Genomic DNA, 24,973 nt, shown 5'->3' with positions numbered 1-24,973 from the left:
TCTGATTTATTCAATTAATGAGACCTCTCTATGACTAACTCTGCTGTTATTGCCGGCGAGCCGTTGCTGCGCCGTATCCGCGCCTGGATGGACGAACGTTTTCCGTTCGCCAATGCCTTGCTGTTTTTTATTCTTTATCTGGTCACCGCCAGTGTTGTTCGTGCCAGTCAGGGCGAATGGTTTTTTAACTGGAGCGATATCGTTTCCTGCCTGATTACCTGGTCGTTGTTTTTAACCATCCGTATTTTTGATGAACATAAAGATTACGAGCTGGATGTTAAAAACCACCCGCAACGTGTACTGCAGAGTGGCCGCATTACTCTGACGCACCTGAAAGGTCTGGGCATTATTGCGGTCATTGCCCAGCTGCTGTGGAGCCTGTTTCTGGGTACCGATACCCTGATCGTCTGGGCCGTGATGTTTGTTTATCTGTGTTTAATGGGTGCCGAGTTTTTTTGTGGCGCCTGGCTGGAAAAACGTCTGCTGCTGTATGCCCTGAGTCATATGGCGATTATGCCGCTGATCGTGCTCTGGCTGGCGGCGATGGCACAACCACAACTGCCGGTGATGCAGTTACTGAATTCTGCACCCTTAATGGCCATGATGAGCCTGGCGTTTATCAGCGGCTTCTGTTTTGAAATTACCCGTAAAACTCGTGGCCCGGAAGAAGAGCGCGAAACGGTCGATTCTTACTCGCGCATCCTTGGCGTGCAGGGTGCCGCTAATCTGGTCATTGCGCTGGTCTGCGCCATGGTGGTGAACCAGCTGGTATTACTGTGGCTGCTGGATGTCGCAGTATTAGTGGTTTATGCCGTATTGCTGGTACTGGTTCTGGTACTGGCTCTTAAAGCTGTTTTCAAATTCAAACAATCCCCCCATGAACGCGGCCGTGAAAATAACGAGAAAGCCGTCGCCCTGACGATGTTGCTGGGCTATCTGGTGGTGATTATCGCCGCTGCATTAAACATTCACCTGCTGGGAGCTGCCGTATGAAAAAGGCCCGCGTTTATACTACTCAAGCCCGTTATGAATTCAGCCCTGAACAGAACGCCAGCGTACGTCTGCAGTGCGGTGATAACTGGCGCAATGCCGAAGCCGTGGATGTTTCCAAAAGCCATTTATGCGTGCTGGCTGAGCCCTGCGAACAATGGCAGCTGGATGCTGCCTTTACCACGGTGACTCTGGTTCTGGCCGACAAAGAATATGTGCTGCGCGATTTAATTATCAGCAAACTGGAAGTCGCGCAGAATTCTAAATTATGGCGTCTGGTATTGCGTAACGATACCGATGGTGAAAACACCGCCGAAAACAGCCGGCAGCTGTGGCAGATCAGTTATGCACTGCGTCAGCGTGCGGCAGAAGATGATGGTCGTTTATACGACGAACTGACGTTGCCGAAAGTACCGGCGCGTGGTTTATACACCGAAGAGGCCCGTCAGGAGCGTCTGGGTTTTGTCCGCGCAGAAACCGGTGCGGCGATGGAGCGGGTAGCGGACATTACTCTCGATCCGAAAGCGCTGGTCAGTAATATCGAAGCGTTAATCGGTACGGTCGAAATTCCGGTGGGTGTGGCCGGGCCATTGCATATCCGTGGCGAACACGCGAACGGTTTATTTTATGCACCTATGGCAACTTCTGAAGGTGCACTGGTGGCATCGGCTACCCGTGGTGCCACAGCGATTTCCCGTGCCGGTGGTGTGAATGTTCGGGTACTGGGTCAGCGTATGCTGCGTGTACCGGTGTTCGTATTAAGCGATTTATCTTCGGCGTTATTTTTTGCCGAATGGGTAAAAGACCATCAGAACGAAATTGCCGCCCAAACCCGTAAATATTCGAACTATGCCAATCTGGTGGAAGTGCATACCGAATTAATGGGCCGCACGGTGCACGTACAGTTTGTGTATGAAACCGGTGATGCTGCGGGTCAGAATATGACCACCACCTGCACCTGGCAGGCGTGCCAGTGGATTCTGGCCGAAATGCGTGCTTTCGAAGGGATTGAGTTTGAAAACTTTATGGTTGAGGCCAACCTCTCCAACGATAAAAAAGTTACCTATAACTCTTTCCTGCGTGGCCGTGGTGTGCGCGTACTGGCAGAAGCCGTACTCAGCGATGATGTCTGCCGTAAAGTATTAAAAGTCAGCGCGCGCGAACTGTTCACCGCCTATAACCATTTTGTTGGCGGCAGTATTGCGGCTGGTATGGTCGGTCTGAATATTAATATCGCCAACGTGATCGGTGCGATGTTTACTGCCACCGGTCAGGACATCGCCTGTGTTCACGAGTCGGCCATCGGCCAGCTGCATATGGAAATGACCGATGATAATGCGATTTACGCCACGCTGCGCCTGCCAAGTCTGGTGGTCGGTACGGTTGGCGGCGGCACCAGTCTGCCGCAGCAGAAAGAATGCCTGCAGATGATTGGCTGTGCGGGCCCCGGCTGTGCGCATAAACTGGCTGAAGTGATTGCCGGTTACTGTCTGGCGCTGGATTTATCCACGCTGTCGGCCATTGCCAGCGACCAGTTTGCCCGCGCTCACGAAAAACTTGGCCGTAACCGCCCGGTAGAATGGTTAAAACTCGGTGATTTAAATCCGGAGTTTTTCAGCCGTGCATTATCACAGGGTTTAAACCGCAACGTGCAGGTCAGTGCGCAGCAGAGCCTGAGCCTGTCGGGTAAAGGCAGCAGTATTATTACCGAACTGACGGCGCATAAAATCAATAAACTGGTTGGTCATTATCCGTTCCGCCTGACACTGGACGATGCCGATCAGACGCTGGATGTAATGGTCAAAGTAAAGCCTCTGGATGATGAAGTTATCCTGATGCTTAACTCTATGGCGTCGATGTGTGATGCCCGTCTGGCGCACGCCTATAACGAATTCCGCAAGCATGTTGGTTTCCGTGGCTGTCATGTGCGTGAGCTGGAAGTGATGGCGCAGCAGGATGAACGTTTCCGCCGCGTTGCTCCGACCACCTATATGGCCTGGGCGGATGCCTCACGTGAAGCCTATGTTCTGGTGCAGGAATATCTCGACGGTCTGGAATTAATGGATTCCGCTGATGACACTTCCGGCTGGACGACCGAACACTTTAATGCCGCCGTTGATGGCATTGCTCAGGTGCACAGTATCTGGCTGAACCGCGAAGACGAACTGCTGACTCAGGACTGGATCTGCGACGCACCGAATACCGCCAATATGCTGGAAAAAACCCGCCTGTGGGAAATGCTTGGTGCCCACGCCCAGCAGGAATTCCCGGAGTGGTTCAGTGCCGGTGATATGGAGCGCTTCCGCGATCGCGTGTACAGCATGGAGCAGTGGTATCCGCAGCTGGATGCCTTACCGAAAACCCTGATCCATAACGATTTTAATCCGCGCAATATTGCCTTCCGTCGTCAGGGTAGTGAACTGACACTCTGCGCTTACGACTGGGAACTGGCGACCGTTCAGGCACCGCAACACGATCTGGCTGAATTGCTGGTATTTACCCTGAATCCGGATTTTGATCCGCAGCTGGTGGAAGCCTTAATTGAGCGTCACCGTGTGCAACTGGAACAGGCCGCTGGCGTTACGCTGGATGCTGCACAATGGCGTTATGGCTTTACCCTGACACTGTGGGATCTGGTTGTTAACCGTGTACCTATGTATGTGATGGCACATACCTTCCGTCATTATCCGTTTATGGAGCGGGTGGTGCGTACCTTCCGTCGTCTGCTGGATCTGGAAATTCAGCGTCTGGAAAACGGAGATCAAAGCCTGTGAAAAAAGACACTGTAAACAGCCCGGCTAATTATTGTCTGGATGCGCTGCAGGCCGCAGCGCTGAGTGCTGATCAGGTGGGTGGCAAAGCCTTTAATCTGGCATTTTTAAGCCGCCAGACTCTGGCGATTAATAGTCTTCAGGTGCCGCAATGGTGGGTGGTACCCGTTGCGGCTTTCCGTGCACAGTTACGCTCGCTGAATCTTGAGCAGTGGATTGAAACCGAACTGGCGTCACTGGGCGATAAGCCCGACAGCAGTGCGCTGGAACAGGTTGCCCAGGGAATTCAGCAGAAAATCCGTGATGGCGGTTTATTAATTGCCATTGCCGACGACGTTCGCACAGCCATTGGCAGCGATGCATTGGCACATGGCTGGTGGGCGGTGCGCTCATCGGTGGTGGGTGAAGATGCTGAAGGCGCGTCTTTTGCCGGACAGATGGACAGCTGCTTATATCAGCGTGGTGAAGAGCAGATTGCCGCGGCCATTATTACCGTGATGCAGAGTGCCTTTAATGCCCGCGCTCTGGCTTATCGCATCCAGAAAGGTCTGGGCCTGACCGATATTAATGCCGCAGTGATTATTCAGCGCATGATTGATGCCGATGTGGCCGGTGTGATGTTCACCGCCAACCCGGTCAATGGTGATCGCGGCGAGGCCTTTATTTCGGCTACCTGGGGTTGTGGCGAAGGTCTGGTTTCCGGCCATTGCAATGCCGATGAAATCAGTGTGCGTTTAAACAGCAATGAACTCAGCGTGCAGGTCAACGATAAAGACCTGTGTCTGGTGCAGGATGCTGAGCAGGGTGGTACCCGTGAACAGGAAGTGGCCGCCGATAAACGTGCGGTTGCCTGTTTAACCGACACACAGATTTTTGCCCTGCGTGATCTGGGGCGCAGCATTGCGGAAGCCTATTGCGCACCACAGGATATTGAATGGTGTCTGAAAGACGGTGCGTTTTATATTCTGCAGGCGCGTCCGGTGACGCGTTTACCGGAACAGAACCCCGATACCGACCGTTTGCAGGTCTGGGATAATTCCAATATTCAGGAATCCTATTGTGGGGTAACCACACCGCTGACCTTCAGCTTTGCCAACCGCGCTTATAAAACCGTATACGAGCAGACCCTGCGTTTATTGGGTGTACGTGAAAATGTGGTACAGCAGCATCAGGATATGCTGGAAAATATGCTCGGCCTGATTCGTGGCCGGGTGTATTACAACATTAATAACTGGTATCGCGGTTTATTATTCCTGCCATCTTTCCGTACCAATAAAGCCGATATGGAACGCATGATGGGCCTGACCGATCCGGTAGATCTGATTCAGGATCGCGAACTGAGTGGCCGCGAAAAACTGGCACGCCTGCCGCAGATGTTGCGCGCATTGTTTGCCATGCTCAGCCGTTTCCGCCGTATGGATGATCTGGTGGCTGAATTCCGCGCGCACTTTGCCGCTGAATATGCCCGGGTCGAGCGCAATAAATTGCACAGCCTGAGCATGGATGCATTAATCAGCCTCAGCCGTACGCTGGATAAAACCCTGCTGAATAACTGGACCACGCCCATCGTTAACGATTTTTACGTAATGATGATGAATGGCAAGGTACACCGCTGGCTGGAAAAACTCGGCGTAGAAAATCCGGCGCTGGTACAGAACAACCTGCTGTCCGGTGAAGAAGGCATCGAAAGTACTGAACCTACCAAATTCCTGCTGCGTTTATGCGATGAAGCGCGCACGCAGCCGGAATTGCTGGCGTGTTTAAAAGATCAGCCAAACGATCAGCTTCTGGTTCTGCTGCAATTAAAATTCCCGGATTTCCACAGCCGCTGTCTGCAGTACATTGAACTGTACGGCGACCGCACCATGGGCGAGCTGAAACTGGAGTCGGTAACGCTGCGTCAGGATGCATCCTTTATGTTTGCGGTGCTGAAAAACTTTTTAAGCCGTGACGATCTGACCCTGGCGACACTGGCCGAAAACGAAGCCCGTTTCCGTGCCGAAGCAGAGCAGGCCGTATTACCAGCGTTGCAGAAGCAATTTGGTCGCCGTGGCTTAAAAAAATTCCAGCGTGATTTAAGCCGTCTGCGCGATGCCATCCGCAACCGCGAAAATATGCGTCTGGCGCGTACCCGGATGTTTGGTCTGTACCGCGATATTTTCCGTCAGCTCGGTGAGCAGCTGGCGTTTTATTCACAGCTTGAGCAGGCCGGGGATATTTTTTATCTGACTCTGGAAGAAATCTACGCCTATGCCGACGGACGTTCAGTGACCGCTGATTTAAAACCGCTGGTGGCAATCCGTCGTGCGGAGTTTGCGTCTTACGAAGCGGATGAACCGCCGCATCATTTCCACACCCGTGGGCCACTGTACTGCAATAACCGCTTTGAATATCCGCATGCTCAGGAAGAAACCGCAGCCGCCGATGGCAGTCTGCAGGGCACCGGTTGTTATCCGGGTATTGTTGAGCAGAAAGTGCGGCTGATTTTCTCGCCGGACGATGAGCTGAATTTAAATGGTCAGATTCTCTGCACCGTACGTACCGATCCGGGCTGGGCACCGTTATTCCCGACCGCTGGCGGTATTCTGGTGGAGCGTGGCTCAACCCTCAGTCACTCGGCGGTGGTGGCCCGTGAGCTGGGAATTCCTGCGGTGGTGGGCATTCCGGGCTTAACCAAATTACTGGCAGACCAGGAGCTGGTGCGCATGGATGGTTCCAGTGGCCGGGTAGAACGGCTGGAATTTAATGCCGCTGAGTCTGTGGCTGCGGCCGAGGAGTCGGTGGCATGAACAGTATCCCGGAACTGAGTGATGATTTTTTTCGTATTGCCCGTGAGCGTTACAGCGACGATGCCTTCTGGCTGGGTGAAGACGAAGCCGCAGTGCGCCGTCAGTTCAGTACGGAAAATGATTATTTCCGCACTGGCCGTGCCTGGGCAGAAACCGCAGAAGGTTGTCGTTTAGCCGGTTTTTTTAATCCCGAGCAGCGTATTAATGATGAAGCCGTTGCCTATTTCGGTTTCTGGGAAAACAGCGGCGACACCGACGCGGTACTGAATGCGCAGCGGGATTTATTCGCCCGCTTTGAGCGCTGGGCCGCGGAGCAGGGAGCGGAGCGTATTTACGGGCCGATTAATTTTAATACCTACGGCCCGTACCGTTTGCGCTTAGCTGATGAGCAGGGCGGTATGCCGGGGCCGGTATTTGCCGGCGAACCCTATAATCCGCTCAGTTATGGCGAGCAATTACAGGCGCTGGGTTACGACATTCATTACCGCTATTACACCCGCATTAATAATAATTTACCGGCACTGGCGCTACAGATGGAAAAACCACTGGCGCAGGCGTTACAGCAATTGCAGGGTGAATTTATTGTCAGCCGTCTGGATGGCGACACTTGGATGAATAATCTGCCGGAGCTGTATCCGCTAATCGACCGCATGTTCCGCCAGAACTTTGCCTACAGCCCGATCAGCGAAGCACAGTTTGTCGCCGCCTGTGGTGAGCCTTTTGCGCGCAAGCTCTGCCCGCAGTCGTCGGTACTGGTACGGCATAAAAGCGGTGCTATTGCTGGCTTTTTCCTGTGCTATCCGGATTACAGTCCGCTACAGGTTGCTGGCTCATTGATGAAGGCTGCGGATATCAGCTACGCCCAGCATGCGGCACTGTTGCCTGAACCGCGTCTGGCGCTGGCGAAAACCGGGGCTATTCATCCCGATTATCGTCAGGCTGGTCTGTTCACCCTGATGTCGATGCAGCTGACCTGCTGGGCGGCACCACACTATCAGCGTGTGGCTGCAGCCCTGGTGCGTGAAGATAACCCGTCACTGCGTTATGCCCACAACGGCGAAGAAGTGCGGGTATATGGTCTGTTTACCAAACAGCTGGTCAGCGCGGCTGTTCAGGAAGGCAGCGCGGCTGCTCAGGAAGGCTGATATGAGCGGGCTGAATTTCTGCCGTCATGTGCTTGAGGAGGCACGGCGTAATCCGCAGCGGTTGGCGCTGGATATTCCATTAATGCAGGGGCGTCGTTGTCTGGGCGCTGAGCAATGTACCTATGGTGAGCTGATGCAGCGTGTGAGTGCGTTGCAGTTACTGTGGCAGCAGCAGGGATTGCAGCCCGGCGAGCGGGTGGTGGTGATCGCCCGGCCGTCGGTTGATCTGTATGCGGTGGTGCTGAGTTTGCTGGCCTCCGGTCTGGTGGCGGTGTTTATCGATACCGGCATGGGCCGCAAGAAAATCCGCATGGCACTGGCCGATGCCCGCCCGGTGGCGATTGTCAGTATGCAGGTGCTGTTGCGCTGGTTCTGGCTGATCCCTGAACTCTGGTCTTTAAAGCGCTTCAGTATTGACCGGACAACGTTAGGAAGTCGTTCGCTGAGTAAAGCGCTGGCGGCGTTTAAGGGCAAACTGGCGTCTGTTGATAGCGGCACATGGCCGCAGCTGGCGGCGCCTCCCACAGGCGATCACTGTCTTATTTCCTTTACCTCCGGCAGTACCGGGCGGCCGAAAGGCGCCGACCGGACTCATGCCAGTCTGGATGCCCAGCATGCAGCGATCCGTCATCACTGGCCGGATGCCGATGGCGAGCGTGACAGCCCGTGTTTCCCGGTGATGGTGCTGCATAACCTCAGTTGCGGCATGAGCAGCTGTTTGCCAGAGGTGGATCTGGCCGCTCCGGCACAGGTGGATGCGGCAGCGGTTCTGACACGCTGGCAGCAGCAGGGTGTTACCCGCATTAGTGGTGCGCCGGCCTATTTCCGCGCCCTTTGTGATGAGCTGTTACTGCGTAAGACGACCTTACCGCAGATCACCAGTCTGGTAATTGGCGGTGCGCCGGTCAGCCAGCTGCTGGCGCGCGATCTGCTGCAGGTTTTCCCCAATGCCTATGCGCGCATTGCCTATGGTTCCACCGAAGCTGAGCCCATTGCCTCGTTGCTGCTGCAGGATTATCTGCACAGTGGCGAGCAGCCCGGTGTGGCCGGTTTACTGGTGGGGGACATTGCCGAAGACACCGATGTGCTGATCTGCAATCTGCCTGCAAACAACGATGCCCTTCTCAATGAAAGTCTGGTTAACGAAAGCCCTGTTAATGAACATCATGTGCGGGATGGCCGTTGTGATGTGGGCGAAGAGGGCGAAATTCTGGTTGCCGGCCGTCATGTGCTGCGTGGTTATTACCACAACCCTCAGGCCGATGCGGAAAACAAAATCCCGCGCGCCGATGGCCTGGTCTGGCACCGTACCGGCGATACCGGCTGGCTCGATGAACAGGGCCGATTGTGGCTCAGTGGCCGGGTAAAAGATGCTGTGCAGCTTGGCAGCCAGCGCCGTTTGCAGCCGCTCTGGCTGGAACAACAGCTGGATGCGCTGGCGGGTGTACAGCGCAGCGCGCTGATTGGCTATGAACAGCAGAGCTGGCTGTTTCTGTGCTGTGACGAGCCTCTGGAAAACCTGAAAAGTGCGTTGCTGGCTTTGCTGCCGGCCGGTGAATGGCAGGTTGCCCGGCTGAAGTACATGCCGGTGGATGGTCGCCACAACAGCAAGATTGACCGTCCGCTGCTGCGTCAGATGGCGGCTGCAGGCCGTACCGACATGGTGGTTACCTGGAACAAAACGGAGAGTACATCAATATGAGCAGTTTACCGGCCGGTGGCTGGATTATCCGCCTGAACCGGGTTGATCTGATCACCCTGAGTAGTGTTCCGCTGACCTTGCTGGCCTTGTTTTTTACCTTGCAACAGGAGCTGCTGACGGCGCTGGCGTTGCTGTTTCTGGCGATGACCGCCGATGCGCTGGATGGCTTGCTGGCCCGGCGCTGGGGGCTGACCCGTGAGTTTGGTCGTTACCTCGATGGTTTTATGGACGTGCTGATTTATCTGGTCAGTCCGGCGCTGATTTTACTGCAGTGGGGTTTTGATGGTGCTTATGCCGTGGCGCTGGTGACTATGGTCGCCGCGGGTTGTATCCGTCTGTCGGTATTCAATCAGACCGGCAATATCGAGGATGCGAGTAAGGGCAGCGCCCGTCCGGCCTATCTGGGCATGCCGGTATTCTGGAGCCTGCTGATTATTGCGCCATTGGTATTGCTGGAGTATTGGCTGGGTTGGACTGCCTTTATCAAAGGTCTGCTGGTGCTGGTGTTGCTGTGGTTTTCTGTGCAGATGCTGCGCGCCCGGCCGTTCTTTAAGTTCACCTCACTGGCGCAGATGCTGTGGATTACGCTGGGTGGTTTCTCACTGCTGTGCGCCACCACGCTGGCAGCTAAGGGCGCACAGGCGCCGTTGCATCCGCTGCTGATGGCGCTGTACCTGCAGGTGCCGGTGGTGATTGGCGGTGTGGCGCATATGTGGTGTGTCAGCAATGACGTGCTGCCTTCTTTTGCCCGGCCGGTGTCGAAGTCGGCCTTTGGTGCCAACAAAACCTGGCGCGGCGTTTTATTGGTGCCGCTGCTGACGGCGCTGGGCGCGCTCTGTCTGTGGCCACTGGAACTGATATTTCAGGCGCTGGGCTGGCCGACCGTGTGGAGTGGTTACTCACTGCTGCTGGCCGGTGCGGTTGCAGGCGCTGGCTATATTCTCGGCGAATTGCCCAATTCCTGGTTTAAGCGCCGGCTGGGCATTGCGCCGGGGCAGGTGCCTGAGGATCAGCGTTACTGGTTTATCGCCCTTGATCAGATCGACTCGGCGGTTGGCGTTGCTCTGATACTTGGCTGGTGGCTGGATCTGAGCTGGACGGTGGTGGCCCTGTACATTCTGACCTTCCCGCTGACCGCGCTGTTGGTTAAACAGTGGTTGTACCGTAACAAACTCAAAGACAGTGCTGTCTGAGGCGTGAATGAATGCTTGTGGCGACAGGGCAGATTTTATACACTACGCGCCCTTTTATTAGGTCTCGTCTGGCTGGATGCCATGTTTGCGTGCATAACATGCCGCTGTAATGGTGTTGGGGCAGATGAGTTGATGAACGGCAGGCGATCCCAAAACCTGTCCCTTGATAAACGATCGGAGTGATCTGAAACTATGGTAGTAATCCGTTTGGCCCGTGGTGGCTCTAAAAAACGTCCTTTTTATCACATTAACGTAGCTGACGCGCGTAGCCCTCGCGACGGTCGCTTTATCGAGCGCGTTGGGTTCTTTAACCCTGTTGCTCGCGGCCAGGAAGTTGCTTTCCGCATCGATGCGGAACGCGTTGAATACTGGTTGGCCAAAGGTGCTCAGCCAACTGATCGCGTAGCTAGCTTACTGAAGCAAGCCAAAAAAGCTCAGGCTTAATTGGCGACGACCGGAGTTCTGATGTTGAACGACCAGATTGCGGGTGAGGAAATCACCGTCCTCGGTAAAGTAACCACCGCATTTGGTATTAAAGGCTGGGTGAAGGTGTATTCGTACACAGATCCCATGACCAACATCCTGGATTACCCGACCTGGCTGTTACGTATTAACGGACAGTGGCGTGAATTCAAGGTGACCGACAGCAAACTCCAGCCAAAAGGGTTGGCTGTAGCTCTGGCAGGAATTACCGACCGGGATGCCGCTCTGGCGTTATCCCAGATTGAAATCGGTGTACCTACTTCGGAGTTACCGGAACTCGAAGAAGACGAACATTATTGGTTCCAGCTCGAAGGCTTGAAGGTGGTTAACACCGACGGCGTGTGGCTGGGCCAGGTGAAAGAACTGTTTGATTCCGGCGGCGGCAATCAGGTGATGAGCGTAAAAGGTTGCGAAGGCAGCATTGATAAGCGCGAACGTCTGATTCCATACGCAGAAACAATCGTTCTTGAAGTTGATCTGGATAACGGTGAAATCCAGGTTGACTGGGACCCGGATTTTTAAGCCCGGTGTTGTAATTATGTGGTTTGGGGTTATTTCCCTCTTTCCTGACATGTTCCGCGCACTCACCGACCATGGTGTCAGCGGGCGGGCAGTCAAACAGGAAAAAGTGAGTATCGAATGCTGGAATCCGCGTGATTTTGCCTACGATAACTACCAGACCGTGGACGATCGTCCATACGGCGGCGGCCCCGGCATGCTGATGAAAATTCAGCCTCTGCAGGATGCCATCCACGCAGCCAGAACGGCCGCGGGGGAGGGCGCTAAGGTGATTTATTTATCACCTCAGGGACGCAAGCTGGATCAGGCCGGCGTGTTAGAGCTTGCTCAGCGCGACAAACTGATTCTGGTGGCCGGACGGTACGAAGGTATTGATGAGCGTTTGATTGAGCGCGAAGTCGACGAAGAGTGGTCTCTTGGCGACTTTGTTCTCAGTGGGGGCGAACTGGCTGCCATGACGCTGATGGATGCCGTGATCCGATTGGTACCCGGCGTGCTGGGGCATGACCAGTCGGCACAGCAGGACTCCTTTATGGAAGGCTTGCTGGATTGTCCACATTACACCCGCCCGGAAGTTTACGAAGGGCAGGCCGTACCGGACGTGTTGCTGAGTGGCAACCACGAAAAGATCCGCCAGTGGCGCCTTAAGCAGTCACTGGGCAGAACCTGGCAGCGCAGACCGGATTTACTGGAAGCGCTGGAACTGACAAACGAGCAACAAAGGTTATTGACAGAGTATCTGCAAGAGCTAGAACAGAACTCAGCAGACTGTTAAGGAGCGAACAATGAGCAACAAGAACCCAATCATTCAGCAGATTGAAAATGCGCAGCTGAAAGACAACATCCCTGCATTCAGCACCGGTGATACCGTTGTTGTGCAGGTTAAAGTAAAAGAAGGTAACCGTGAGCGTCTGCAGGCGTTCGAAGGCGTAGTTATCGGTAAGCGTAACCGTGGCCTGAACTCTGCATTCACTGTACGTAAAATCTCCCACGGTGTGGGCGTTGAGCGTACTTTCCAGACTCACAGCCCGATGATTGACAGCCTGGCTGTTAAACGTCGCGGTGACGTGCGTCAGGCGAAACTGTACTACCTGCGTGAGCGTAGCGGTAAGTCTGCACGTATCAAAGAAAAGGTTTAATCCTTCTCTTGCAGAAAAAACGGGCCTCTGGCCCGTTTTTTTATGCCCGTTTTTATGTTTGTTGTTATATCTGTGCAGTGTTTGTCATCAGAAAAGCACGTCCGGCTGATATACTGCTGTCTGGTTTGACACTTACTTTCTTGACACTGGCAGGCGCATTTGAAAGGGTAGGGCCCGGAACAAACAAGGGCTCTGGGCCTCCAAGCCTGAATGATGACGTAAAGGTTGCAGTAATGAAGAAAACACTTTTAGCCGCCGCGCTGGGCCTGAGCCTGACGTTACCGGCAATGGGCGCCGCCGCTGACAAAGCGCTGCCGCTCGACAAGCAGGTCGAAGCCAAACTGGTGCAGGCTTTCGGTCCGCGTCTGCAGGTACGTGAAGTTGCGCCTTTGGCTGGCAACCAGATTCTGGAAGTGGTCCTGATTGACGGTTCTGTGATGCATATGACACCGGATCTGAGCCACTTTATTTACCGTGATGAGCTGTATGAGCTGAGTGCCGAAGGCCCGCAGAACATCACCCAGAACCGTAACAATCCGAAGCGTGCTGAGCGCCTGGCGGCCGTCACTGACAGTCAGACGGTTGTATTCAAAGCCAAGGGCGAACAGAAAGCCCTGATCAACGTCTTTACCGATATTGACTGTGGCTATTGCCAGAAGCTGCATCAGGAAATCCCGCGTCTGAACGAGCTGGGTATCACTGTGCGTTATCTGGCTTATCCACGTGCCGGTATCAAAGATCCGCGCAATGGCGAGCTGACCGATTCCTATCGCAAGATTAACTATGTCTGGTGTCAGGCTGATCGCAAGTCCGCAATGACCAGCATGAAGAACACCCAGCGTGACATGAATATGCTGGGTCAGCGTCTGCGCCAGTCTGGTGGTTCAGCAGAACTGGAAGACCAGTACCGTGCCCTGCAGGGACAGGTTGTGGCGATGATGGACAAGAGCAAAGACTGTGGTGCTCCTATTGCTGCCCAGTACGATCTTGGCCAGGAAGTGGGTGTAACCGGTACTCCGGCGATCGTGGTTGATGATGGCCGTCTGTTCCCCGGTTATATGCCGGCAGATGATCTCGCCCGTCGCCTCGGCGTGATGTAATTTCAGTATCGTTTACTGGAATACCTGAAAACCTCCTGCGGGAGGTTTTTTTATACCTTTTTGCAAGGTTATGCACAGCGCACCGATTTACTTCACATTCAGTCTATTAAATTAATACCTTTGTATTAAAACCATAACAGTCTGTTTTCTATGGATATTTTCTGACCGATTGCAGCCCCTGAGCTGACTCTTCATTCCATCGCTCAGATGGCAGCGGCTTTTTTCAGAATTTACCCCCTGAATTATCCACAGATTTTTAAGGGAAGTGATTACTTACCGTCTAGGCCTTTTATTCTCAGGCTGAGTGACGGGGGCGGGTCTGGTGCAACCGGGGGCTCTATTTTGGCGCAGGATGAACTCAGATGATGCATCTTATGCACACTGGGCCATAGGCTTGTTCATTCCGGAGAAATTTGGCCTGAAAATAGGCAAAATGACTATTGATTTTTATAAGCCATTGAAAAATAAGGATTTTTAATATTGGTTAAAAAGTGATCAATCTAAGGTGGGGCCTCTGTTTATGCGAAACAGGGATACTTTCCAAGAGCTTACTCACAAAGTTATACACAGAAATTGTGGACATTTTGGCAGCCCTTCCTGCTGGGCACTGAGGACATTTTCAGCGCAACTGGCATTGTTTTTCTCTTGACTTAAAAAATATACCTCCGAGTGGTTATGCACATCGCTGGGTCTCTCTTTTTGAACGGACATTCAAAAGTCAAAAAACTGAAACAAATCGGGAGGGAGTATATAAGCCATTGAATTATATAAGATTTGGCTGTTGTTGTTATTTCAGCCAATCTGACCTGAGGCCGCATGAATACTGGATTTGTGGCACTTATCAGAAACTTACCCAGAGAATTATCCACAGTTTTTGTTGATAACCCAAAGAAAACCAGAAACGGCGCGACCCTGCGCCGTTGTGGATGGTTTTTCCGGCCTTTCAGACGCTCTCCTCGTCGTCCTCATCCGTGACATTCAGGAAACAATCCAGCGATGGATGCGGCGTATCCTGTTCATTGAAACGCAATGCTTCTGGCAGGGCGTCGTACCAGTCAAAGTGCTGAACCAGACGTCGCCAGATGCCATCCAATGGGGCATTGAACACCAGCGTTTCACCGCTGATAGGGTGGCTCATGGTCAGCTGCGAGGCGTGCAGCAGTAAGCGTGGCGCCTGCAACTGATCGCGGAAATAGCGGCTGTGGCGGCCTTTGCCATAACGGGCGTCACCGATGATCGGATGGCTGAGGTGTTTCAGGTGACGGCGCAGCTGGTGCTTACGTCCGGTGTGTGGAATGCACTCGACCAGTGAATAACGCGACTGCGGGTATTTATCGATAAAGACCGGAATTTCGGCATGGGCCAGCGAGCGGAAGTCGGTGATGGCTTCCTGCTCGGGTTTGATTCTTTCATGTTTGGCGTATTTATCGACTGGTGGCGCCATGGGCTTATCGAGATGGATAAAGTCGGGCATCCAGCCACGGACGATGGCGAGATAACGTTTATCTACGGCGCGCTGGCGCCACTGGTCGGTAATCAGGCTGGCCATTTCCTGGCTTAGGGCAAAAGCCAGAACACCGGATGTGGGTTTATCCAGACGATGTACCGGGTATACCCGTTGCCCCAGTTGATTACGCAGCAGCTGCAGGGCGAAACGGGTTTCATGGCGGTCAATTTCGCTGCGGTGTACCAGCAGGCCGCTGGGTTTGTTGATAACGACCAGTTCGTTATCGAGGTAAAGAATATCGAGATCCACTGCATGCCCGGCGTGATCACCGGCCCCCGGATAAAACGCGGCACTTTACCCTATGTGCTGCAGTGCGGGTAGCACAGCTGGATTACCGGGAGTGGTCTTGCGCGGTTATATGGCGCAGGTTTTCCATTGGGCGGCAAACTTTGCTACTTTGTGCTCCGCGAATGACTGTCCGTCCAGATTAAAAATAACAAAGGAGTCGTCATGATCAGTCGCTGGATTATTGCTGTATTGCTGTTGTTGGTCCTGCTGTTTGGCACGCTGCGTCAGGTGTATGTAGAAAGTGCTTCATTCCCGGATCGCAGTGGCGCACCGCGTCTGCCATCGACCGAGCTGGAGCTGGTCGCCAGCCTGCCTGAACCTCCCGGAAATCTGGCAGTGGCCGCTGATCAGCGGATCTTCTTCACCTTTCACCCGGAAGCCTCACCAAAAACCAACGTCGCTTTATGGGCGGATGGCGAAGTCAGTGCTTTCCCGTCGTTACAATGGCAACCCGGCGGCAGCGAAGAAGGTGCGCTGAATGAAGTACTGTCGCTGCGTCTGCATAACAATGAATTGTGGTTGCTGGATAATGGCCGTCATGCGCTGAACAGCGTACGTCTGCTGGCCTTTGATATTAACAGCCGCGAGTTGCTGCACAGCTACCGTTTTCCACGCGATGTGTTTCCGCTGGGCGCCCACGCCAATGATTTCCGCATCAGCGCCGATGGCCGCTATTTCTTTATCACCGATGCCAGCCTGCTGGCGCGCACCCCTGCTCTGGTGGTGTACGACCGGATCAGCAACAGCAGCCGCCGCCTGCTGCAGAGCGATGTCAGCGTTCGCGCCGGAGAGTTTGAACCCGTGGTGCAGGGTCAGGCGATGACCCTGTACGGGCTTTTTACGGTTAATCCGGGGGTGGATGGCATCGCACTGGATGACGCCAATGAGTGGCTGTACTTTGCCGCCGTTGCGGCTGACCAGCTGTACCGTATCCGGGTGGCGGATCTTGTTGATACAGAGTTGCCCCATGCAACGCTGAGCTCCCGCGTGGAAAGCCTGGGTGCGAAAACCATGACCGATGGTATGGCAATGGATGCCGCCGGTAATGTCTATCTGTCTGATCTGGAACATTCAGCGATTGTGCGCCGCACGCCGGATGGTGAATTACAGACGCTGTTGCGCAGTGTGGATCTGCGCTGGCCGGATGGCTTCAGCCGTCAGGGCGACTATCTTTATGTTACCTGTTCCGCTTTGCATCAGGTGATCGGCCACAGTCGTGAAGAGATTCTCGCTGCCGGACCTTATCCGATTTACCGTTTTTCGCTGAGCAGGGCAGAATCCTATCTGAATCCCTGACGTATGAGGCCGATGAATGAAGTGTGTTTACCAGGCTGCGGATACACTGGAAGCCCATCTGGTGCTCGGGCTGCTTGAGCAGCACCGTATTCAGGGATTTATCGAAGGGGCTCACCTGACGGGTGGTCTGGGTGAGCTGCCGGTGCAGAATTATGTACGGGTTCTGGTGAACGACGTTGATTACGAGGCGGGGCGGCGGCTGATGCTGGAATACGATCAGGCCAATGCCATCACCGATCCGTTGCCGCAGCCGGTGTTCCGTCACTGGGGCTGGTTTGTATTGGCGTTGCTGGCCATTATTGCCGCTGAAAGTCTGCGTTTTCTCTGATTTCCTGCTGCTTACTGTTACTGACCCTTGAGCAGGTTCTGAAAGACCGCCTGACTGCCGGCATCATTATCACGATGAAAGTCCGTTAACAGCATGGCCAGATGTTCAGCATCTTCCAGATGCGGAAAGTGACCGGTTTTTACCCGCAGCGCGCCGTTGCTTTTGCTGTGTCTGCTCAGTGGATCATATTCGCCGTCGATGTACTGCTGTGTATTGCTGCAGGCCATACTGGTTTCGCTGCTGAGTGGCAGTTCATAACGATAGTGCAGCAGCTGCGGCAAAACCTGCAGCCCCTGATGGGCACATAATAATTGCCACAGGTCCTGCCGGGTCTGACTGCTTATCGGAGTGAAAGGACCACTCAGGGTTTCCAGATAACGACCATACAGACCTTCACTGATGCAGTGACTGAGCAGTGGGCCCAGCGGTCCGGCGAGCCAGAGTTCACGCCAGAGAAAGTAGCGCGCTTCGCCGCCGCGGCGAGCGGCAATCCAGCTGCAGCGGCCAAATTCGATATCGCCGGGGGACTTAAGCAGCTGGCGGCCAAGGCTGGCGCCGTAATCATGGCCGATAATCTGGCACTGGCGGATATTAAGGTGGCCGAGTAAATCACTCACCAGCTGAGCCTGATCCTGTAAGCGGTAACTGTATTCGGTGGGTTTATCTGAGTCACCACAGCCGGGCAGATCGGGGCAGATCAGGCGGAACTGTCCGGCCAGCATCGGCCACAGACGGTGCCAGTCCCAGCTGCTGCCTGGCAGACCATGCAATAACAATAGTGCCGGACCTTGCCCTTCATCGTGAAAGCCGACACGCAGTCCCTGCCAATGAAAATCACGTTGCTGACTGCGCCAGATATTAGGGTTAAGCACGGCTGCTCCTTAGCAACTTTTTATTATTGTTATTATTTTCACCGGTCCGCTCCGCCGGTACTCAGTCATTAAGATCCGCAGTCAGCAGCAGGTCGGTAATACCGAAGTCCACTCCCAGGCGGCTCAGTTCAGCCGTGATCTGACCGCGGTGGTGAGTCTGATGATTGAATATATGCTGCAGCACCAGATCCAGTGGTTTGGCCATCTCTTCACCGCGGCTGTTGGTGTATTGCAATACATCGCGGGCGTCATCGGCACGCAGCAGATCGCACCAGCGGATATAGGTATCGTCGAGGCGTTCGCGCAGTGGACGCAGGCTGTTCAGATCGGGGGCGAGGATCACGTTTAATGCGCCCGGAGTGGGCAGATCATGCAGCTCTTCAAGGATGGGAAAGATAAGAGATAAACGTTTGAGCCAGAGAATGTCGGTTACCAGCAGGTGATTCCAGGTACCAAGCAGTGAGTCAAAATAAAGACCGCAGGATTTTTCCAGTTGTTCACGGCTTAAGGGCATACAGGCCTCAAGCAGTTGCTGATTCATTGTCCGGTTATAACGGGCGTAGCGACGATAAATGTCTGACCATGACATGATATTTCTCCCGGCTGTGAACAGGTTTTTTATCGCAATCGGTGACCGGTTTTTCCCTGCTGTCAGGCGCATTGGTAAATGCCTGCAGATCTCTACTCTATGTCAGCCTGAACCATGCGGCAAGCAGCGTGGGACGGTTGTTGTTGTGCCTGTTGTTGCGGTTGTTGTTGTCATACGAATCCGCTATTTTCGGGCAACCATTTTTCAGGGAAGCCGGGCCATGAACGGAGCTGTTATCTGTCGTGCAATACTGTTGTTGTTATTCACTCTGCTGAGTCGTCAGGGACTGGCTATTCCGGCCGCCTGGGACCGCACGGATACCAACTGGCAGACCCGCACGTCAGCGCATTTCGAGCTGCATTATCCGGCCCGCTACGATCAGATGGCGCAACGCGCGCTGACCATTGCCGAGCGTGTGCACGATGAGCTGGTGCCGTTTTTTCAGCAGCAGCCGGACGAGCGCACGCAGATGGTGCTGGTGGATGATTACGACTATTCCAACGGTTGGGCCACGCCGTTTCCTTTTGTGCAGATTCGCCTGTTTGCCAGCCCGGCTGAGGATGTTGCCGGGCTCGAACATATGGATGAATGGCTGCACGGTCTGATCCGTCACGAGTATGTGCATATTCTGCATATGAATATGAGCCGTGGCGTGACCCGCAGCGGCCGTAAAGTGTTTGGCCGTCTGTTCTGGCTGTTCCCGCATGTGTTTACCCCGTCGATGTTTACCGAAGGGCTGGCGGTCTATCTGGAAACCAACCGCAAGCTGGGATATGGCCGTCTCGACGGCAGTGTCTATGCCATGCAGATGCGCATGGAACTGGACAGTCATCAGGGCGACGACCTGAATCAGGTGGTGGTGCCTCTGCGCGACTGGCCACGCGGCAAACACTACTTATACGGCGCCTATTTCTGGCAGTACCTGGCGGAAACATACGGTGAAGAGACGATGAGCCGTTATCTCAACCAGTTCAGCGGTCAGCTGATTCCTTATGTGATGCAGAACTACGTCGCCAAAAAGGTGTTTGGCAAATCCTTTCCGGCGCTGTGGAATGACTACCGGCAGTGGCTGCTGGCCAGCTTCACTCCAGCCACAGAAACGCTGCGAGCGCGGGAAATCTCCGGCGATGCTTTGCCGGTACTGAGCAATACGCAGCAGGTGACCGCCGCAGCACAGGGTTCGCTGCTGCAGGTGATTGATAACGGTGAAGACCGCGCGGAGATCAGCCGCTGGCAGCCGGACGGCCCGGCTGGTAATGGCTGGTCTGTACAGCCGCTGACAGCAACAAAAGGCGTAACCGATGCCGATATCGCCGCCGATGGCACATTGGCGGTTTCACGCCTGATCAGCCATGCCAGTGGCCGTGACCTGAATGATGTCTTCCTTTGGTCGACGGACAGCGGCTGGAAGCGCATCAGCAAAGATCTGCGCCTGCGTAAAATCCGCTGGCTGGCAGACGGACAGCAGCTGATTGGCAGCCGCAAGGTGCATGGCCTGAGTGAATTATGGCGATTGCAGCGCGATGGTGATGCCAGCATGTTATGGCAGGGCGGAGATCAGACGGTGCTGGGCAGCTTCGATGTGGCGCCGGACGGACAATCACTGGTGGCGTCGGTCAAGCGGCCACAGCAGGGCTGGAATCTGGAGCGTCTCGACCTGGGCACATTGCGCTGGCAGGCGTTAACGGACACTCGGGCGACTGAGCATCAGCCGGAGTTTCTGCCCGATGGCCGTATTCTCTACAGCGCCGACTACGACGGCGTGTTTAACCTCTATGTGCTGCAGCCGGCAACCGGCATGGTAGATCAATGGACACAGGTGGTCGGCGGTGCGTTTCAGCCGCGCTGGCTGAGTGATCAGGTGGCTTATCAGGATTACACCAGCGAAGGTTATCAGCTGAAAATCCTGACACCGCGGGCGCTGGCCAGTTTCAGTATTGCCAGCCGGCAGGGGCGCTATGATTATCCGCCGGCGGTCAGCGGCGTGGTGCCTTCTGAGCGCAGTGACTATTCCCCCTGGCCGACGCTGGCGCCTAAGTACTGGCTGCCGTTATTCAGCTTCGACGATTACTCTTCCGCTTTGGGCCTGGCCACCAGTGGCAATGATGCTGTTGGCCGTCATACCTACAGCATTGCCGCCTTATGGGATTTTAAACAGGACTGGGCGGATGTATCCGCCAGCTACTTGTATGACAACCGCTGGTCACTGCTTTGGAACCGTACTCACAGCTACACCGACCTGAATACCGGGCTGGACGATGATTATTATGCCAAGCGCGAAGATTTGCTGATCGTCCGCCGTGACCATGTATTGGATGCCTTTGAAGATCAGTTGCAGCTGCATCTGGGGCTGGTTGCCGATCATGAAAAAATCGAACGGGCGCCCGCGGGAATTGATCGTGGTGAAGGCTATGAAGAAACCCTCGCCGGTGTTGCGCTGAGTTTCGATAACCGCGAACTGTACCGCAATGTACCGGGCATCGGCTGGGGAACCTATGCCGATCTGGTGTACGAAACCAATGATGTGCTGAACAGCGATTACGACGGTTATCAGTGGCAGGCTAGTGTGAAGCACACCTTCGACCTGCCCGGGCGTAATACGCTGAGTCTGGGTCTGGCCGGTGGTGTGGCAGAACGCACGGCGGAGCCTTTTACTCTGGGCGGTAATAATGGCGAGGAAGCCCTGCTGTTTGGCCGCGATCAGTTTGCCTTGCCGGGCTATGAGGACAATGTGCAGATTGGCCATAAATACTACAACGGCGTGCTGCGTGTTAACCGCTTCCTGACCCGGGTTGAACGTAACTGGGGCATGATTCCGCTGGGATTGGGTGACATCTCCCTCGGCGCCTGGGCGCAGACAGCCAGTGCCTGGTTCCGCGGTCAGCAGCGGCCAGAGCTGAGTGCCGTTGGCGCTGAGCTTGGCATTGATGTGGTGCTGGGCTACAACCTGGTGTTACCCGTCTCTCTCGGGGTAGCCCGCGGTCTGGATGAGGATCTGGGGGAGACCAAAGGTTATCTGCGTACCGCCGTCTTCTTCTGACATCGTGCTACCTTCCGGAAACAGTTGGCACTGTGCACACAGGGCCTGACACCGGTCAGGCTGCTGGTTTTCCGCCCGCGCTATACTGGGCGCGAGACTTAATCAGTAACAGGATTTTGCATGGATTATTTGTGGGTATTAGTGGCGTTCCTTTGTGGCTTCGTCGTCAAGCAACTGGGAATGCCGCCCCTGGTCGGCTACCTGCTGGCCGGTTTTGGTTTGCATGCGATGGGCGTGCAACCGGTTGGCAGCCTGCAGGCGCTGGCCGATCTGGGGATTACCCTGATGTTGTTTACCATCGGCCTGAAGCTGAATATCCGTGCGCTGATGCAAAAGGAAGTGTGGCTGACCAGTGTGCTGCATACCGGTGTCTGGGTGGTGTTACTGGCGGGTGTATTGTTGCTGGCAGCTTGGCTGGGACTGAGCCATTATTTTGATATTCCGCTGACAGCGGCGCTGCTGGTGGCCTTTGCCCTGAGCTTTTCGTCCACGGTCTGTGTGGTGAAAATGCTGGAGGAAGCCTCCGAGCTGAAAACCCGTCATGGCAAGATCGCGGTCGGTATTCTGGTGATTCAGGATATTCTGGCGGTGGTGTTTCTGGTGGCTTCAACCGGTAAAACGCCATCGGTCTGGGCTTTCGGCCTGTTCGGTCTGTTTCTGATCAAACCGCTGTTACATCGTCTGGTCAGTCAGGCCGGACACGGCGAGTTACTGCCGTTGCTGGGGTTTTTCCTGGCGTTGGGCGGCTCTGAACTGTTTACCCTGGTGAATATGAAGGGCGACCTGGGCGCCTTGCTGGTCGGCATGTTACTGGCGTCCCATGCCAAATCAGCCGAGCTGTATAAAGTGCTGATGAACTTCAAAGACCTGTTCCTGATCGGCTTCTTTTTGTCCATTGGCTTTACCGCCTTGCCGAGCCTTGATATGGCGATGACGGCGTTACTTCTGACCGCTCTGCTGGCGGTGAAATTTGTGCTGTTTTTTGCCTTGCTGGCGCGCTTCAGTGTGTCTGGCCGTTCGTCTTATCTGAGCGCACTGGCGCTGACCAACTACAGCGAATTCGGACTGATTGTGGCCAGTCTCAGCGTGAACCGTGGCTGGCTGAGTGAAGACTGGCTGGTAATTATCGCGCTGGTAATGTCGCTGTCGTTTATTCTCAGCAGCTTTATTTACCGTCGTGCGCACCATATTTATGCGTTGCGGAAAGACAGCATTAACCGTTTCGAACGGCCGGGAACCCATCAGGGATTTGAGCAACCGAAAGAAGCCAAAGTACTGATTCTTGGTATGGGCCGTGTCGGTAAAGGTGCCTATTGTGCACTGGAACGTGAATACGGCAGCCGGGTCTGGGGGGTGGAGTCGGATGCTGAGCGTGTCGCTGCGCTGAAAACCGAAGGTTTCAATGTGGTGGTCGGCGACTCCGATGATATGGAATTCTGGCAGAAAGTCAGTACTCAGGGCGTGCGTCTGGTGATGCTGGCACTGCCTTCCCAGACCGAAATGCGCAGCACGCTGGAAATGCTGAAGCTTGCCGGTTATCAGGGCAAAGTCGCTGCGGTTGCGCGCTATGAAGATGAGCGTGCCGAGCTGTTACAACTCGGCGTGGATGTGGCTTTTAACTACTACTCCGAGGTTGGCGCGGGCTTTGCGGCAGAGAGCCGTCACCTGCTGAATGAAGGCGAGCCGCTGGACGTCGCGCAACAGGTTTAAGCCCGGATCGTTGTCAGAGTCAGTGGCCGGCCTGCAGGCTGGCCAGCAGTTGCTCCGGAGTGCTGGCGCGCAGCAGTTGCCGTTCGCCGTGGGCAAAGCCTTCCTGCTGAACATGGCTGAGCAGATCAAACAGTGGCTGCCAGTAGTTATCCACCTCATAGCAGGCGCAGGGTTTGCTGTGTGCACCCATGCCGGCCCAGCACCAGATTTCAATCAGCTCATCCAGTGTGCCTATACCGCCGGGCAGGGCAACAAAAGCATCGGCCAGATCAGCCATCAGCGCCTTACGTTCATGCATACCGGCGACGTGATGCAGGGTAGTGAGGCCGCGGTGGGCCACTTCCCGCTTGTGCAGTGAGTCGGGAATCACACCGATGACTTCGCCACCTTCGGCCAGGGCGGTATCGGCAATAATGCCCATCAGACCACTGTTACTGCCACCATAGACAATACCGATACCCTGTTTTGCCAGATAGCGCGCCAGATGCCTGGCAGCCTTAGCGTATTTGGGGTCGTTACCGCTGCGCGCACCGCAGTAAATGGCAATTCGTTGCATAACCTCTCCTCATCATTGTCCTGCAAAGTGTAACAGCGCTGTTTTATAGCTTCCTGCTCTTTTGCCCGGGTTGATTAGGTTGTATGTGTCTATGTGCTGGCTTTCACGCGGCTTTTTCCTGTCTCTGGGTTAGGCTCAGAAAACAGCCTGAAGAGGAGGGCCGCGCCATGGCTAAGATGTCATTCCGTTTTACCACTGAAGTAGAAGTTGAGCTGCGTGGTGACAGTTACGAAGAAATTTATCTGATGCTGAAAGATATGATGCACGGAGCGCGTCCGATCAGTACTCAGGGCAATGTGAAAATCTTTCCGCCGGAGCAGAGTGCGATGTACTTCAGCATGGAGGGGGAGCAGGAGTTGCATGAGATCCCGATGTTTAAAGGGGATTTCCGGCGCGATATTTTGGAACACTGACGGCAGGGCACGGGCATAAAAAAGCCCCGCAGCTTGGCAGAAACGTCTGGCGTTTCAGGTGGCGGGGCTATTTTCCGGATGGCTGTTATCAGAACAGCTGCAGTACCAGTGCAGCCTGCTCGCAGTGATCTTTTTCTTTCAGATCGTTTTTCTGCTTTGACTGGCCGGATTTGATCCAGGTATAGCTGCTGGGTGAGCCTTTACAGATGGTCAGGCCGAGCACGTTATTCTTGGATTTTACAAACAGATTCATGTTTACCAGACCACGGGTGCGCGAGCGCAGGTGGATTTTTTTCGGCGAAATCGTAAACGAGCGCAAACCATCTTTGGCGGTCACATTCATGCTTTCGCCGGCGGGCGCATTAACGAAGGCCGCATCGTCGCGGATTTCAATACTGGTCCAGTTGGAATCGGTTTCAAATTCCAGTTCGTAGATTGTTTCTTCTGCCGGCGCAGCAACAACGCTGGCGGACAGGGCAGTAAGGGCGGCGAATACAAGTGCTTTCATAATATGAACCTTCCGTGGATCTCTCCGGGATGGTG

Annotated in this window: 21 protein-coding genes; 16 read left to right on the top strand and 5 right to left on the bottom strand. The window is 54.5% G+C overall.

What is annotated here, in order from left to right:
• Nucleotides 1–30 precede the first annotated feature (30 nt).
• The 11 genes from MT343_RS13980 to MT343_RS13930 all read left to right on the top strand — a co-directional run bounded on the left by MT343_RS13980 (nt 31) and on the right by MT343_RS13930 (nt 13,831).
• Entirely contained in the window at nt 31–993 is a 963-nt protein-coding gene (locus MT343_RS13980; RefSeq protein WP_145465919.1) for a UbiA family prenyltransferase, read from the top strand.
• Nucleotides 990–3,764 (top strand): phosphotransferase, encoded by a 2,775-nt coding sequence (locus tag MT343_RS13975; protein ID WP_145465917.1) that lies wholly within the window; start codon nt 990–992, stop codon nt 3,762–3,764. Before MT343_RS13980 ends, MT343_RS13975 begins: the two co-directional genes overlap by 4 nt.
• Entirely contained in the window at nt 3,761–6,550 is a 2,790-nt protein-coding gene (locus MT343_RS13970; RefSeq protein WP_145465915.1) for a phosphoenolpyruvate synthase, read from the top strand. The genes MT343_RS13975 and MT343_RS13970 overlap by 4 nt, the downstream gene beginning before the upstream one ends.
• Nucleotides 6,547–7,695, top strand: a complete 1,149-nt coding sequence (locus tag MT343_RS13965; protein WP_145465913.1) for a hypothetical protein — start codon at nt 6,547–6,549, stop codon at nt 7,693–7,695. The genes MT343_RS13970 and MT343_RS13965 overlap by 4 nt, the downstream gene beginning before the upstream one ends.
• A gap of 1 nt (nt 7,696) precedes the next feature.
• On the top strand, nt 7,697–9,397 hold the full coding sequence (locus MT343_RS13960) for an AMP-binding protein (protein WP_186435733.1): 1,701 nt from the start codon (nt 7,697–7,699) through the stop codon (nt 9,395–9,397).
• Entirely contained in the window at nt 9,394–10,590 is a 1,197-nt protein-coding gene (locus MT343_RS13955; protein ID WP_145465909.1) for a CDP-alcohol phosphatidyltransferase family protein, read from the top strand. The genes MT343_RS13960 and MT343_RS13955 overlap by 4 nt, the downstream gene beginning before the upstream one ends.
• A 192-nt stretch (nt 10,591–10,782) precedes the next feature.
• A complete protein-coding gene (gene rpsP, locus MT343_RS13950) occupies nt 10,783–11,034 on the top strand; it encodes a 30S ribosomal protein S16 (RefSeq protein ID WP_145465908.1) in 252 nt (83 codons plus the stop codon).
• Nucleotides 11,035–11,055: 21 nt separating this feature from the next.
• Nucleotides 11,056–11,595: a ribosome maturation factor RimM gene (gene rimM / locus MT343_RS13945; RefSeq protein WP_145465906.1), complete on the top strand. Its 540-nt coding sequence runs from the start codon at nt 11,056–11,058 to the stop codon at nt 11,593–11,595.
• 16 nt (nt 11,596–11,611) lie between these two features.
• Complete coding sequence (gene trmD, locus MT343_RS13940; RefSeq protein WP_145465904.1) at nt 11,612–12,367, top strand: tRNA (guanosine(37)-N1)-methyltransferase TrmD; 756 nt, start codon at nt 11,612–11,614, stop codon at nt 12,365–12,367.
• 10 nt (nt 12,368–12,377) lie between these two features.
• On the top strand, nt 12,378–12,731 hold the full coding sequence (rplS, locus tag MT343_RS13935) for a 50S ribosomal protein L19 (RefSeq protein WP_145465902.1): 354 nt from the start codon (nt 12,378–12,380) through the stop codon (nt 12,729–12,731).
• A 233-nt stretch (nt 12,732–12,964) separates the two neighbouring features.
• Entirely contained in the window at nt 12,965–13,831 is an 867-nt protein-coding gene (locus MT343_RS13930) for a thioredoxin fold domain-containing protein (RefSeq protein WP_145465900.1), read from the top strand.
• A 943-nt stretch (nt 13,832–14,774) separates the two neighbouring features.
• On the opposite strand, the gene MT343_RS13925 is transcribed toward MT343_RS13930, so the two are convergent.
• Nucleotides 14,775–15,587: a pseudouridine synthase gene (locus MT343_RS13925; RefSeq protein WP_145465898.1), complete on the bottom strand. Its 813-nt coding sequence runs from the start codon at nt 15,585–15,587 to the stop codon at nt 14,775–14,777.
• Nucleotides 15,588–15,788: 201 nt separating this feature from the next.
• Here MT343_RS13925 and MT343_RS13920 point away from each other — a divergent pair, with 201 nt between their 5' ends.
• Together MT343_RS13920 and MT343_RS13915 are read left to right on the top strand one after the other, a co-directional pair.
• Nucleotides 15,789–16,922 carry an SMP-30/gluconolactonase/LRE family protein gene (locus tag MT343_RS13920; protein WP_145465896.1) on the top strand — a complete coding sequence of 378 codons (1,134 nt, stop codon included), beginning with the start codon at nt 15,789–15,791 and terminating at the stop codon, nt 16,920–16,922.
• 16 nt (nt 16,923–16,938) lie between these two features.
• Complete coding sequence (locus MT343_RS13915) at nt 16,939–17,250, top strand: putative signal transducing protein (protein WP_145465894.1); 312 nt, start codon at nt 16,939–16,941, stop codon at nt 17,248–17,250.
• A gap of 17 nt (nt 17,251–17,267) precedes the next feature.
• Here the strand turns inward: MT343_RS13915 and MT343_RS13910 are convergent, their stop codons facing one another.
• Both MT343_RS13910 and MT343_RS13905 read right to left on the bottom strand, forming a co-directional pair.
• Entirely contained in the window at nt 17,268–18,122 is an 855-nt protein-coding gene (locus MT343_RS13910) for an alpha/beta fold hydrolase (protein ID WP_145465892.1), read from the bottom strand.
• A 61-nt stretch (nt 18,123–18,183) separates the two neighbouring features.
• Nucleotides 18,184–18,711, bottom strand: coding sequence for a DinB family protein (locus tag MT343_RS13905; RefSeq protein WP_186435732.1), 528 nt, complete (start codon nt 18,709–18,711; stop codon nt 18,184–18,186).
• Between the two features lie 220 nt (nt 18,712–18,931).
• Between MT343_RS13905 and MT343_RS13900 the strand changes: the two genes are divergently transcribed.
• Nucleotides 18,932–21,751 (top strand): hypothetical protein, encoded by a 2,820-nt coding sequence (locus MT343_RS13900; protein WP_145465888.1) that lies wholly within the window; start codon nt 18,932–18,934, stop codon nt 21,749–21,751.
• Between the two features lie 120 nt (nt 21,752–21,871).
• The gene (locus MT343_RS13895) at nt 21,872–23,461 is read left to right on the top strand and encodes a cation:proton antiporter family protein (protein ID WP_145465886.1); all 1,590 of its coding nucleotides are present in this window, start codon (nt 21,872–21,874) and stop codon (nt 23,459–23,461) included.
• Nucleotides 23,462–23,480: 19 nt separating this feature from the next.
• On the opposite strand, the gene MT343_RS13890 is transcribed toward MT343_RS13895, so the two are convergent.
• The gene (locus MT343_RS13890) at nt 23,481–24,017 is read right to left on the bottom strand and encodes an LOG family protein (RefSeq protein ID WP_145465884.1); all 537 of its coding nucleotides are present in this window, start codon (nt 24,015–24,017) and stop codon (nt 23,481–23,483) included.
• A gap of 167 nt (nt 24,018–24,184) precedes the next feature.
• Between MT343_RS13890 and MT343_RS13885 the strand changes: the two genes are divergently transcribed.
• On the top strand, nt 24,185–24,430 hold the full coding sequence (locus MT343_RS13885; protein ID WP_145465882.1) for a hypothetical protein: 246 nt from the start codon (nt 24,185–24,187) through the stop codon (nt 24,428–24,430).
• Between the two features lie 88 nt (nt 24,431–24,518).
• Here the strand turns inward: MT343_RS13885 and MT343_RS13880 are convergent, their stop codons facing one another.
• Nucleotides 24,519–24,938 carry a hypothetical protein gene (locus MT343_RS13880; protein WP_145465880.1) on the bottom strand — a complete coding sequence of 140 codons (420 nt, stop codon included), beginning with the start codon at nt 24,936–24,938 and terminating at the stop codon, nt 24,519–24,521.
• Nucleotides 24,939–24,973: the final 35 nt, after the last annotated feature.

Origin of the sequence: Venatorbacter sp. C2-1, from assembly GCF_022832715.1 — a bacterium.
GTDB lineage: Bacteria > Pseudomonadota > Gammaproteobacteria > Pseudomonadales > Oceanobacteraceae > Venatoribacter > Venatoribacter alkanivorans.
This window is presented reverse-complemented; position numbering and strand designations above follow the sequence as displayed.